Genomic DNA, 13,436 nt, shown 5'->3' on the forward strand with positions numbered 1-13,436 from the left:
AGTTACTGGCAAACGTTTGCTTTTACGCCCTGGTCAGATAAAATCACCGCTTTTCCACCATGGGATTGCCTCTGATGTCCGTTAACGCCGTAGAGTCAGCAAATGCGCAACCGGTTGCGCAGACTCACAACAGTGAACTGATTTACCGTCTTGAAGATCGCCCTCCGCTAGCCCAGACCCTGTTTGCCGCCTGTCAGCACCTGCTGGCGATGTTCGTCGCGGTTATCACGCCTGCCCTGCTCATCTGCCAGGCGCTCGGTTTACCGGCTCAGGATACTCAACACATTATCAGTATGTCGCTGTTCGCATCCGGCGTAGCTTCCATCATTCAGATTAAAGCCTGGGGGCCAGTTGGCTCGGGGCTGTTATCCATTCAGGGCACCAGCTTTAACTTTGTTGCGCCGCTGATTATGGGCGGCACGGCGCTGAAAACCGGTGGTGCCGATGTCCCTACTATGATGGCTGCGCTGTTTGGCACTTTAATGCTGGCAAGCTGCACTGAAATGGTTATCTCTCGTGTACTACATCTGGCACGCCGTATTATTACCCCGCTGGTCTCAGGCGTGGTGGTGATGATCATCGGCTTGTCGCTGATTCAGGTCGGCCTGACATCGATTGGTGGCGGCTACGCGGCGATGAGTGATAACACCTTTGGCGCACCGAAGAATTTGATGCTGGCAGGTGTCGTACTGGCACTCATTATCATTCTGAATCGCCAGCGCAACCCATACCTACGCGTTGCGTCACTGGTGATTGCGATGGCCGCGGGCTACCTGCTGGCCTGGTTTATGGACATGCTGCCGCAAAATACCGCACTGGTAAGCCAGGACCTCATCATGGTGCCAACACCGCTGTACTATGGTCTGGGTATCGACTGGAACCTACTGCTGCCGCTGATGCTGGTCTTTATGATCACTTCGCTGGAAACCATCGGTGATATTACGGCCACGTCCGATGTCTCCGAACAACCCGTCTCCGGCCCGCTGTATATGAAGCGTCTGAAAGGTGGCGTACTGGCTAACGGTCTGAACTCATTTGTCTCCGCCGTATTCAACACCTTCCCGAACTCCTGCTTCGGGCAGAACAACGGGGTCATCCAGTTAACCGGCGTCGCCAGCCGCTATGTCGGCTTTGTAGTCGCGCTGATGCTGATCGCACTGGGCCTGTTCCCGGCGGTAAGTGGTTTTGTGCAGCACATTCCAGAACCCGTTTTGGGCGGCGCTACGCTGGTCATGTTTGGTACCATTGCAGCATCCGGGGTACGCATTGTTTCACGCGAGCCGTTGAATCGCCGCGCCATTCTGATTATCGCGTTGTCGCTGGCGGTCGGTCTTGGCGTCTCCCAGCAGCCGCTGATCCTGCAGTTTGCTCCTGACTGGGTGAAAAACTTACTCTCCTCCGGCATTGCCGCTGGCGGTATTACCGCTATCGTCCTGAACCTGATTTTCCCGCCAGAGAAAGCCTAAGCGAAGTGCGGCGTTGATTCAGAATCAACGCCGCTGTAACGCTCTTTCACCATTCCCGCCTTGAGCATTGCGCATAAATCGTGCATAACTTGACTATGTGCACTTCGCGGGATGGAAGACCATGAAATTTATTGGAAAGCTGCTTCTTTACGTGCTGATCGCTTTTGCAGTGGTGATCCTCGGCCTTTATTTTCTACTGCAAACCCGCTGGAGCGCAGAGCATGTCAGCGCCTGGGTATCGGAGAATAGCAGCTACCACCTGACTTTTGATGCCATCGATCACCGGTTTTCCGCACCCTCCCACATTCTGTTGGAAAACGTCACCTTTGGCCGGGACGGGCAGCCTTCCACTCTGGTCGCAAAAATGGTCGATATTGGGCTGAGTAGCCGTCAAATCACCGATCCATTGCACGTTGACACCATTCTTTTGCAAAACGGTACGCTCAATCTTTCCCAGCAAACTGCGCCGCTTCCATTTCAGGCCGATCGCCTGCAATTGCAGGATATGGCGCTTAACAGCCCCGGCAGTGCGTGGAACCTGAGCGCCCAGCGCGTGAACGGTGGCGTTATCCCCTGGAGTCCTGAGGCAGGTAAAATTCTCGGCAACAAGGCGCAAATCCAGCTCAGCGCCAGCTCGTTGACGCTGAACGATGTTCCCACCACTAACGTGCTGATTGAAGGCAGTATCGACCATGAACGGGTGACGTTAAGCAACATTGGTGCAGATGTGGCACGCGGTGCATTAACCGGTGTGGCACAGCGGAATGCCGACGGCAGTTGGGTAGTGGAGAATCTGCGTCTGAATGATATCCGACTACAGAGCGATAAATCACTGGCCGATTTTTTCGCGCCGTTAACCACCATTCCTTCTCTGCAAATAGGTCGCCTTGAGGTGACGGATGCCCGTCTGCAGGGCCCTGACTGGGCGGTAACGGATCTCGACCTTAGCTTGCGCAACATGACCTTCAGCAAGGACGACTGGCAGACACAGGAAGGTAAACTGTCGATGAACGCCAGTGAGTTCATCTACGGTTCACTGCACTTCTACGATCCTATTCTGAACGCCGAGTTCTCACCGCAAGGCATTGCACTTCGCCAGTTCACAACCCGCTGGGAAGGCGGCATGGTCAGAACGTCCGGCAACTGGCTGCGCAACAACAAAGCGCTGATCCTCGACGATGCCGCGATTGCCGGGCTGGAATACACGCTTCCGGAAAACTGGAAGCAGCAGTGGATGAAACCGCTGCCAGCCTGGTTGAACAGCCTGACCCTGAAGAAATTCAGCGCCAGCCGTAACCTGGTGATTGATATCGATCCAGCGTTCCCGTGGCAACTTACCGCGCTGGATGGCTACGGCGCTAACCTGGGGCTGGTGCAAAACAATCAATGGGGGATCTGGAGCGGTAATGCCACGCTCAATGCCGCTGCTGCTACATTCAACCGCACCGACGTTCGCCGTCCTTCGCTGGCACTCACAGCGAACAGCAGCACGGTTAACATCAGCGAGCTAAGCGCGTATACCGAGAAAGGGCTGCTGGAAGCCACCGCCAGCATCTCGCAGCTACCACAGCGCCAGACAAAAGTCAGCCTGAACGGGCGCGGTGTGCCAATGACTATCCTGCAACAGTGGGGTTGGCCTGCACTGCCGCTTTCCGGTGACGGCAACATCCAGCTTATCGCCAGCGGTAACATTCTGGCAGATGCACCGTTGAAGCCAACAGTGAACGGTCAGTTGCATGCGGTGAATGCGCAACAACAACAGATGACGCAAACCATGCAGGCAGGCGTCGTGTCTGGCGGGGAAGTCACGTCCCCGTCGCCTGCGCAATAAAACCAGATTGCCCGGTGACGTTTGCGCTTACCGGGCCTGCGATTTTGCCTCCTTGCCAGCCGAATAAGACCAAGCCACCATCCGGTGACGGGCTATTCCCGTAAACCATCATATTCACTGCATAACAACCATTTTACTGGCTCATCCTCAGCTATCGCCGGGAAGCGCCCGCCTGGCTCAAGGAAGTGGTTATCCTGCAGGTCGTCATTCACCATCGAAATTTCCCAACCCAGCACAAACGCTTTCTCAGCCCAGAAGCGATGGTACAAACGCGGCGGCAGGCAGACACTCTGCCCCGGCTTCAGCACCAGAGTGTCGCCGGGCTTGAAAGTACGCCGTTGACCATCCACGCTGACATCAACTATTCGCTGACCGTCGTACTGTGCATCGGGCGTAGCCCACGCCAGCTGCATGCATAAATCACCACCGCCGCGATTCACGATATCTTCCATTTTATGCGTATGAAAATGCCACGGAGTTTGCTGATCCTGCTGAATTTGCAGCATCTTTTCGGCATACGGTTTGGGGTAGTTGGCTGAACCCAGCAAGCCATTGCGCAACGTCAACAACGTCAGCCCCGTTTGCGAAAAATCCCCGCGACCAAAGTCGGTAATATCCCAGCCCAACCTGAGATCGAGTACTTCACACCACTCCGCTCTATCCTGCTGTCGCCAGACATCGGCGGTAAAATAGGCAAAATCAGGCAGACACACCCGAAAGGTCTCGGCGATGGCATGCGCTTTATCAACGGCATAATTTATTTGAGAACGCTTCATTCCACTTTTCCTTGTTGCGAAAGAGGCGGGTCACCCCGCCTGCATGCGGTTAGTAAAGTGACGCTTTTCCGGTGGAGCCGAACAGTTTCATTTTGTGACGGATCACATCCCGTGCGGCGCTGATCGCTTCCGGATAGATTACATTTGGGTCCCACCAGGTCTCTTTTGCCAGGATTTCACGGACTTTCTGGAAATAGGCGTATTTCATATCACTGGAAATATTGATTTTTCCGACCCCCAGCGTGACGGATTCGGCAATTTCCGCATCCGGATTCGCTGAGCCGCCGTGCAGAACCAGCGGAATATCCAGCCGTCCAGCGATGTCGCGCAGGATGTTCATTTGCAGTTCAGGCTGCATACCTTTCGGGTAGATCCCGTGTGCGGTACCAATCGCCACCGCCAGCGTGTCGGCACCCGTACGGGCAATAAAATCCTCTGCCTGAGCAGGATCGGTATAGGTAACTTGCGAGACACCGCCTTCTACTGACGTCCCGGTCTGACCAATCGTTCCCAACTCACCTTCAACAGAAACACCTACAGCGTGCGCCAGTCTGACCACTTCCTTCGTCAGTGCCACATTCTCCTCATACGGCAGCAGCGAGCCGTCAATCATCACGGAGGTAAATCCGCATTGAATTGCGCGCAGGACATGCTCTACCGAGGCACCGTGATCCAGATGCAGAGTGAACGGTACCGGGCTGCGCATCGTGATATCACGAACATAGCTAAAAAACGCATCACCGAGGAAATCATGCTCGCTAGGGTGGATGGAGATAATCGCAGGTGTGTTGGTCGCTTCCGCTTCTTCCACCACAGCACGCACAAAACAGCTATCTGCAACGTTAAAGGCGCCAATGGCAAAACCGTGCTGACGGGTAGGTTGCAGTAATTCTTTCATCGAAACTAACATGGTAATTCTCCAGTTTCAGGGTGTAGAAAGCCCTGCCAGTGCGTTATCGCAGAGGCATAGAGGGCGTTACAGAAAACGAATCAGGCTTTGTCGATAGCGCCGCTGGCCTGCAGGTACGGAATTATGGCTTCCTCGCTGGCCTGCTCCATCACCGCCAGAGCATCAACCAGTTCACAGGATTTGTCCCGACAGAGGGTATGCAGCAATGCCGCTTTTCCTGCCTCAAAGACAGCCGCCCCAACGTTGATCTTGGCAACGCCAAAGGCCGGGCAACGCTGGAGCTGGTCAAACGGCGTACCGCTACCGCCATGCAGAGCAAGCGGCACGGTCGACATACGGGCGATCTCCTCAAGACGCTGGAAATCAATGGCAGGGGTAATGCCAGGCGCGTACATGCCGTGCGCCGTTCCGACTGAAACGGCCAGTAAGTCGATACCTGTCTGCTGGATAAACGGCGCAACATCTGCGACCTGAGTCATCAAATCGACGTTCGTCGCATGGTCATAGCGCGGCGCATCGGCCAGATGGCCCAGTTCCCCCTCAACGCAAAGTTTTGCGCTGGCGGCCAGTTCCACCACCGCCCTGGTCTGGCGAATATTCTCTTCCAGCGCAAACGCAGAGGCGTCGATCATCAAACCGCTAAATCCGGCGCGGAAAGCCTGGCGAATGCGTACAGGATCCTTTCCATGGTCAAGTGCTAACGCGACAGGTACAGAGGCTTCTTCTGCTAGTGCTTTAACGACCGCCGCCGCCAGTGAGGCAGGGAAATGATCCAGATGTCCCTGGTACAGATTCAGAATGATGGGCGCACGGTGTTTCTCAGCAACCCGCACCGCAGCTCTGGCACTTTCCAGGTTCATACAATTGATCGCCAGCAGTGCGTACTGCCCACGCCAGGCTTTCGTCACCATGCTTTTCATATCGGCAAACATACGGCCTCCGGTTATTCCAGGGTGAAGGTGATATCTTCGTCTTTCAGTTTTTGATCGCTAAGTTCGTCAAACTCTTCGTCACGCTCAGTCACTGGTTTCTTCCACAGCGACAGCATGACGCCACAGATAACTGTCCCGATGCCCAACGCCAGGCAAAACAGCAGTGGATGTGTGAAGAGTGGGACAACAAACATGCCGCCGTGCGGGACAGGACTTTCTACGCCCCACACCATAATCAGGCCGCCCGCCACCGCGGAGGCCACCACACAGGACCCCACCACGCGCAGCAGGTCGCGCGCCGCAATCGGAATGACCCCTTCGGTGATCATGCAAATCCCCATCGGGAACGCCGCTTTCAGCGCTTCGCGTTCAGCACGGGTGTACTTGTGACGCGTCAGCAGGAAGGAGAGCGTAATGCCGAACGGCGGGATAATCGAACCGACAAACTTCACGGCTTCCGGGCCGTATACGCCACTTACCAGCATGCCATCGGCGAACAGTGACATGGTTTTATTCACCGGGCCGCCAAAGTCGAATGTCGCCATTGCGCCGAGGATTGCGCCCATCAGAAAACGCGATCCGCCCTGCATGGACTCCAGCAAATGAATCAGCGCTTCCTGAAGCCAGGCAATTGGCTTGCCAATCAGCGTCATCATCAACAGACCGCCAATCACGGTGCTCAGTACCGGCAACACCATAATGGGCATCAACCCCTGCATCGACTGCGGCAACCGGATATAACGCTTAAGCAGCAACACGGTGTAGCCGACAAGAAATCCGCCCAGCATCCCGCCAATAAAACCGGTATGAATTTCACCGCAGACAAAACCGACAATCAGACCCGGCGCGAATCCGGGGCGGTCGGCGATAGAGTAAGCAATTGCCGCACTAATCAGCGGAACAATTAATCCCATCCCCCAACCGCCAATCTGGTTAAGCATCCACGGTATTGTCCCGGTTTGTTCACCAACATTTGTGCCACCGAGTATTTGCCCAAGGGCAATACAAATCCCTGCGGCAACAATTAACGGGATCATCCACGAGATTCCCGTTAACAAATGTTTTTTTATTTCCTGAGATAGCGGTATTTTATTTTCATTCATGTGAGATCCCTCCAGAATGAGGATCGCTACTGGTTCAAATTAACCAATGATTTTTCGACCTTTTCAAGAAACTGAATTGGCGACTTTATCACTATTTCTGTTTTCACTCGCACAATACGTTTATTTATAAAACGTTCCTCCCCTTTTATTTTGACATCCACAGCCAGAATGACGACATCAGCGGCAGAAATATCACCTGCCAACAGTTCGTTTTCCGTGCCGATGGTGCCCTGGGTTTCAACTTTGATATTATGGCCAAGCGCTTTTGCGCCTTTTATTAACTTTTCACGGGCGATATAAGTGTGCGCAATACCCGCCGTACAAGCGGCAACACAAACAATATTCATAAGATGCTCCACATTTTATTTAGCAGACATTCGACTCAGCATATTGGCTAAACAACTCAATAATTTTTTGTGGACTGCGCTCGATCAGTAACTGCTCAATAATCTCGTCATCTGCTAACGCCCCGGCAACCTGAGAGAGCAGACGAATATGTGTTGTGTTTTGATCTTCAAGACGAACGGCAAATAAAATAATGCACCGTACGTTGCTGCCATCAAGCGTTTCCCACGGAATATCATGACGAGTACGCCCGATAGCCAGAGTAGTATTGACCACCGCCGAAGATTTACCGTGCGGGATAGCAATATGATTTTCAAAACCAGTCGAGCCTTCAGACTCACGCTGCCAGACGTCCTGAATAAACGTATCCCGGCAGCTAATCGCACCATCTTTTTGCAGCAGGTCAGTCAGTTCCTCAATGGCCTCCGTTTTATTTGTAGCCTTCATGTCCAAAATAACGCGATTTGTATTGAGTATTTTCGTTATGTCCATCAATAATACCTCATGGAGTTCAGACATTAATTTTCAACGACCAGCGACGTCGCACGATGTAATTTTTCAGTAATAACCGTTTCAGTAACTCGTTTAATATCAGCATCATTGAAGAACGCGGTAACATACACGACAGGCATCGCAATGGTGGGTAAATTTATTGTTGAAACCACCAGTTCAATATCTTCCGTCAGTACGGAGGGCAAACTTCCTGCCGACACCACACCCACAATGGTCCAGTCCGGAAAGGCGCGTAAAATGCGGCTTTTGAGTAAGTGAGAAGTACCGATACCCGTTGAGCAGACCAGTAGCACCCGCTTGCGGGCAATCTGGCGTTCCATTGCTGCCTGAAAATGCACAGTTAAGTACCCAACTTCATCTTCCGATACAGCCCGGTCGCCCCAGCCGCTAAACACCCGATTCACCGCGCACTGTGTTAAACGCCAGACATCCTCCAGCTCTCCTTTGATGTCATCCAACAGCGGGTTACGAATACGAATATGGTAGTTCAGCCGGTTAATCAACGGCTTAATATGAATCAGTAACCCGTCATACAGCGCAACGTCCTGACTGAGGTCGCTGTCGACCATCTCCGCAAATGTCGCGATCAGCCGCCAGGTAATCAACCGCGCCTCATCGCTGGAGTGCATATGGCCAATTACGCTCACATCGTTATGTTCTTCAATCATCACGCCAGAAGAGATAATGTACTGATAAATAAACCAGACTTCGTCTTCCGGCAGCGGGTGCGCAATACGTTTTTCGATATGCTGGATCATGCGGCTGGCAATGGAAAAGATGCTCTCGTCAAATGAGGTAATATTTTCATCTTTTCTCGGTAACGCATTCCCCCGTGTGATGCGGTACATCATGATCAGAATATGAGTAAAAATATTGACGTAATAAGGCTCACCCAACGACCAACACAGATCATTCTCCATTTCCTGCAACAGCGTTTGTACAAATAAAACGTCTTCTTCACCGAAGTAATGCACTAGCGCTTTATAGCTACCTGAATCAAGGCGAGAATAAACGACGCTACCGGGTTCATTATGGTTAATCACACCGTTAATCAGCGAGGCCATCGCCTGACGCACACCACTCTCGCTGCCTTCAATGTGCGTTCCGCTTTGGCTACGAATCAAAGATAATCCCAGCGGGGTTATCCATGATTCAATGACTTTCAGATCGTTAACAATCGATGCGCTACTGATAAAATAACGTTCAGATAATTTGCTGATAGATGTTTCATGCGGCGTTTCGCTTAATAATTGTGATGCTATCTTTACGCGCCGTGAATTATTCATCATTCCATCAACGTCATCGCCCTCGGCACCTAATAACTGATCCAAATATAAAAGATCAGTAATATTATCGGCAATAAGCATCACGCCTGCGCCAGTACGTTTATCAATGGATATTTTCCATTCCGATAACCACTGCTCCAGCATCCGCAGATCGCGTTGCACAGTTTTTTCTGAAACAGCTAAGTATTCAGCGATTTTCAGCAGCGTGACATATTCCTTCCGGGGCAGAAGAAATTTTAATAATCTGTTTTGTCGCGAGGTAATCATTTGCATTATTTACCCTTATCACACACCAGATTAAATATCTAACGAAGCACTGACGCTCCACTTGCAATCCGTGATGATAAATATAAAAGGCCTACGATGTTGCAACAATACTAAATCGTGTCCTGTATTCCGGACAGAAATAAGACAAAAAAGGAAAATAGTGAGATATTTACAGCGCAGATCACATTTTTTGCCAGAGTTATAGTGATAACGCTCGCAAAAACCCTCCCTCTTTATCAGAGAGAGGGAGGATAAAAAATTTATAACGTGATGGTTAATTCATTGCTGTCAGGCGTCACAACCACGCCCCATTCGCTGCCCGCAGATGAACCGCCCTTCACGCCACTAATCTGCAGGATATTTCGCAGGCACAGCGTCCAGTTACGCGCTTCGCCGACACCTTGCACAGTAATTGTGTTACCCGCGCACGTGGCCTTCAGCGTGAAGGTAACCGAGCCGTCAGCCGCCGGGACTTCACAGATGGCTTCCCGGCCCTCCTCCAGTTGGAATAACTGGAATGCCGTCCCTTCGTGCCAGGCATAGTCAGGCTTCTGGCTATTGCAGCCTAGCGCCAGCAGGGTGTTGTCTCGCACATAGACCGGCAGGCTCAGGAAGCCATGCTGTTGCTTATGCCACCGGTTGCCCTGCACATCGTCATTATGCCACAGGTGTGTCCAGCGTCCTTCCGGCAGGTAAAACTGTACATCCCCTGCCTGCGAGAACACCGGTGCGACCATGATGCTATCGCCCAGCATGTACTGACGGTCGAGATAATCACACGCCGGATCGTCCGGGAACTCCAGCATCATCGCGCGCATCATCGGCGTACCCTGTTCACTGGCGCGGGCCGCTTCACGGTACAGATACGGCATCATGCGGCATTTCTGTTCGGTGAAGTAACGCACCACATCACAGGACTCGTCGTCATATGCCCACGGCACACGGTAGGATTTACTGCCGTGCAGGCGGCTGTGGCTGGAAAGCAGTCCAAACGCGCACCAGCGTTTATAGACGTGCGCGGGCGCTGTATTTTCGAAACCGCCGATATCGTGGCTCCAGAAACCAAAGCCGGAAAGGCCGATAGACAATCCACCGCGCAGGCTTTCCGCCATGGATTCGTAGTTGGCGTAGCAGTCACCCCCCCAGTGCACCGGGAATTGTTGCGCGCCCACGGAGGCGGAACGGGCAAACAGCACCGCTTCTTTCTCACCCACGGTTTCTTTCAGCACGTTCCACACCAGTTCGTTGTAGATGAAAGCGTAGTGATTGTGCATTTTCTGCGGATCGGCACCGTCGAACCACTGTACATCCGTGGGGATCCGTTCGCCAAAATCGGTCTTGAAGCAATCCACACCAATATCCACCAGACCTTTTAGCTTGCTGGCGTACCACTCGCAGGCTGCGGGATTGGTAAAATCATAAATCGCCAGGCCGGGCTGCCATTTATCCCACTGCCACAGAGAACCGTCAGGCCGCTTGAGCAGATAACCTTTCTCTTTCAGCTCATTGAAGAGAGGGGATTTTTGACCAATGTACGGGTTAATCCATACGCAGACCTTCAACCCTTTCTCTTTCAGGCGGCGGATCATCCCTTCCGGGTCCGGGAACGTCACCGGGTCCCATTCGAAATCACACCACTGGAATGCTTTCATCCAGAAACAGTCGAAGTGGAAAACGTGCAGTGGCAGGTTACGCTCCGCCATACCGTCAATAAAGCTGTTTACTGTCGCTTCATCATAGTTGGTCGTGAACGAGGTGGTGAGCCACAGGCCGAATGACCAGGCTGGAGGCAGCGCCGGACGGCCAGTAAAGCGGGTATATCGCTCCAGTACCGCTTTAGGCGTTGGCCCGTCGATCACAAAGTATTCCAGATACTCACTCTCCACGCTGAACTGCACTTTTGAGACTTTCTCGGAGCCGATTTCAAACGATACGCACTGCGGATGGTTCACCAGTACGCCGTAGCCACGGTTGGTGATATAAAACGGGATGTTCTTATAAGACTGCTCAGTGCTGGTACCGCCATCGCGGTTCCAGGTATCTACAGTCTGACCATTACGCACCAGCGCGGTAAAGCGCTCGCCCAACCCGTAGACCGTTTCACCGACGCCCAGATCCAGACGCTCAAACATATAGTTGCGCCCGCTGTTGGTATCCTGCACATAGCCGTTATTTTTCAACTGGCTGCCGGTAATACGCACGCCGTTACGTAAAAAATCGAGTGACCAGAACTCCCCTTTGGTAACGCGCACGCTCAAATTACCGCTCTTCAGTTCGGCAAATTCGGCATTGTTCTGCATTACTACCGGCACATCCTGCTGCACATGCAACGGATAATGCGGACCTGTATCCAGCGCGCCCTGGAAGTGCTCCATACGCACGCCTACAACCCCTTCCTGCGGCGAGAAGAAGCGCAGGGTAAACAGTGGAGTATCGAGTTGCCAGGTGCGCTCACGTACATCGCGCGGCGCAACGTAGACCACCATCTCACTTCCCTGCTGCTCAACGTCGAATACCTGAATCGGGTTTATCAAATTTAGCCCAGGCTGAATCAGCCAGTTTCCATCGCTAATTTTCATCGTCTGTTCCTTTAGTTCTGAAATTCTTTGGTCGTAAAGTCCTGCTGATTGCGACGTGCCCCCTGAGCCAACTGGCTCATAATTTCAGTCAGATACGGGGTTTTCAGGGTATAGAAGCGTTTGGCAATGACGGCACTCAACAGGTAGCAGATCGCTGGGGCGATGGTGAACAACGCAATAATGATGCTGATGGTGGCGCTGTTCTGGGTTTTCGCTGCGGCGTCGTAGCCACCGCCAGCCAGCATCCAGCCAATAAGCGCCCCACCGAGTGCGAGGCCCAGCTTGAGCACAAACAACGTCCCTGCGAAGCTGATACCCGTCAGGCGCTTGCCGTTGCACCACTCGCCGTAGTCAACGGTGTCAGACATCATTACCCACTGGATAGGCGTCACCAACTGGTGCAACACACCAATCGCAAAGATAAAGATGAACATGGTGATGGTGGCGTGCATCGGCACAAAGAACATCGCCAGGCTGATAACCGCCAACAGGGCGTTAGTCCACCAGAAGACGCTCACTTTGCATTTCCAGTCGGTAAGTGGTTTTGCCAGCGCAGAGCCGATCAGATTTCCGACACAATAGGTGGTGAGGAAGGCGACAAACACCTCCGGCGTGCCGAGGATCCAGGTGACGTAATACATCATTGCCCCGCCACGTACGCAGACAGCCAGGATATTGAGAATGGTGAGCAATCCGACGATGCGCCATTGATCGTTCTTCCAGATATCGCGCAGATCTTCCCGCATTGAGTTATTACCCGGAGGTGCTGCAACACGTTCTTTGGTGGTAAAGAAGCAAAAGGTCAGCATCAGGAATGCAATGACCGAGAGCACAGCAATCCCGCCCTGGAAACCCAATGCTTTGTTTTCGCCGCCAATCAGGTTTACCAACGGCATCATCAGCACCGTGGAGAGCATGCCGCCCGCCGTCGCCAGCACAAAGCGCCAGGACTGCAGTGAGATACGTTGAGTCGGGTCTTTGGTAATAACGCCGCCCAACGCGCAGTAAGGGATGTTAACCACGGTGTAGAGCAGGGTCAGCAGCGTATAGGTGACGGCGGCGTAAATCATTTTGCCATTCAGACTGAGGTCCGGCGTGGTGTATGCCAGCACGCAAACGAGGCCAAACGGAATCGCGCCGAACAGGATCCACGGGCGGAACTTACCCCAGCGCGATTGGGTACGGTCAGCAATCAGTCCCATGCACGGGTCTGAGATAGCATCCAGTGCGCGCGCCAGCAAAAACATAGTGCCGACAAAACCGGCGGGGATACCGAAGATATCAGTGTAAAAAAACATCATATACAACATAACGTTATCAAAAATAATATGACTGGCGGCATCACCCATTCCATAGCCAATCTTCTCTGTGACGGACAATATCTCGCTCTTCATTGTTTTATCCTTTAACACCGTAAGGTAGCTGAAA

11 protein-coding genes are annotated in these 13,436 nt (G+C 52.7%); 2 read left to right on the forward strand and 9 right to left on the reverse strand.

The window, feature by feature from the left end:
* Positions 1-74 precede the first annotated feature (74 nt).
* Both xanP and OH663_RS07695 read left to right on the forward strand, forming a co-directional pair.
* The gene (xanP, locus tag OH663_RS07690) at positions 75-1,466 is read left to right on the forward strand and encodes a xanthine/proton symporter XanP (RefSeq protein ID WP_200011220.1); all 1,392 of its coding nucleotides are present in this window, start codon (positions 75-77) and stop codon (positions 1,464-1,466) included.
* Positions 1,467-1,587: 121 nt separating this feature from the next.
* On the forward strand, positions 1,588-3,297 hold the full coding sequence (locus OH663_RS07695; RefSeq protein WP_263525710.1) for an AsmA family protein: 1,710 nt from the start codon (positions 1,588-1,590) through the stop codon (positions 3,295-3,297).
* Positions 3,298-3,389: 92 nt separating this feature from the next.
* On the opposite strand, the gene OH663_RS07700 is transcribed toward OH663_RS07695, so the two are convergent.
* The 9 genes from OH663_RS07700 to OH663_RS07740 all read right to left on the reverse strand — a co-directional run bounded on the left by OH663_RS07700 (position 3,390) and on the right by OH663_RS07740 (position 13,402).
* Positions 3,390-4,073: a D-lyxose/D-mannose family sugar isomerase gene (locus tag OH663_RS07700; protein WP_045448848.1), complete on the reverse strand. Its 684-nt coding sequence runs from the start codon at positions 4,071-4,073 to the stop codon at positions 3,390-3,392.
* Between the two features lie 49 nt (positions 4,074-4,122).
* On the reverse strand, positions 4,123-4,983 hold the full coding sequence (locus OH663_RS07705) for a ketose-bisphosphate aldolase (RefSeq protein ID WP_048223132.1): 861 nt from the start codon (positions 4,981-4,983) through the stop codon (positions 4,123-4,125).
* Between the two features lie 80 nt (positions 4,984-5,063).
* Positions 5,064-5,915, reverse strand: a complete 852-nt coding sequence (locus tag OH663_RS07710; RefSeq protein ID WP_048223133.1) for a class II fructose-bisphosphate aldolase — start codon at positions 5,913-5,915, stop codon at positions 5,064-5,066.
* 11 nt (positions 5,916-5,926) lie between these two features.
* Entirely contained in the window at positions 5,927-7,018 is a 1,092-nt protein-coding gene (locus OH663_RS07715; protein ID WP_200011188.1) for a PTS fructose transporter subunit IIC, read from the reverse strand.
* A gap of 26 nt (positions 7,019-7,044) precedes the next feature.
* Entirely contained in the window at positions 7,045-7,365 is a 321-nt protein-coding gene (locus OH663_RS07720) for a PTS fructose transporter subunit IIB (protein ID WP_045448856.1), read from the reverse strand.
* 19 nt (positions 7,366-7,384) lie between these two features.
* A complete protein-coding gene (locus OH663_RS07725) occupies positions 7,385-7,855 on the reverse strand; it encodes a PTS sugar transporter subunit IIA (protein ID WP_045448857.1) in 471 nt (156 codons plus the stop codon).
* Between the two features lie 26 nt (positions 7,856-7,881).
* The gene (locus OH663_RS07730; protein ID WP_200011186.1) at positions 7,882-9,435 is read right to left on the reverse strand and encodes a BglG family transcription antiterminator; all 1,554 of its coding nucleotides are present in this window, start codon (positions 9,433-9,435) and stop codon (positions 7,882-7,884) included.
* Between the two features lie 254 nt (positions 9,436-9,689).
* Positions 9,690-12,008 (reverse strand): alpha-xylosidase, encoded by a 2,319-nt coding sequence (gene yicI, locus OH663_RS07735; RefSeq protein WP_200011181.1) that lies wholly within the window; start codon positions 12,006-12,008, stop codon positions 9,690-9,692.
* A gap of 11 nt (positions 12,009-12,019) precedes the next feature.
* The gene (locus OH663_RS07740) at positions 12,020-13,402 is read right to left on the reverse strand and encodes a glycoside-pentoside-hexuronide family transporter (protein WP_048223139.1); all 1,383 of its coding nucleotides are present in this window, start codon (positions 13,400-13,402) and stop codon (positions 12,020-12,022) included.
* Positions 13,403-13,436: the final 34 nt, after the last annotated feature.

The sequence above is a fragment of the Citrobacter sp. Marseille-Q5395 genome (assembly GCF_947057495.1).
GTDB lineage: Bacteria > Pseudomonadota > Gammaproteobacteria > Enterobacterales > Enterobacteriaceae > Citrobacter > Citrobacter murliniae.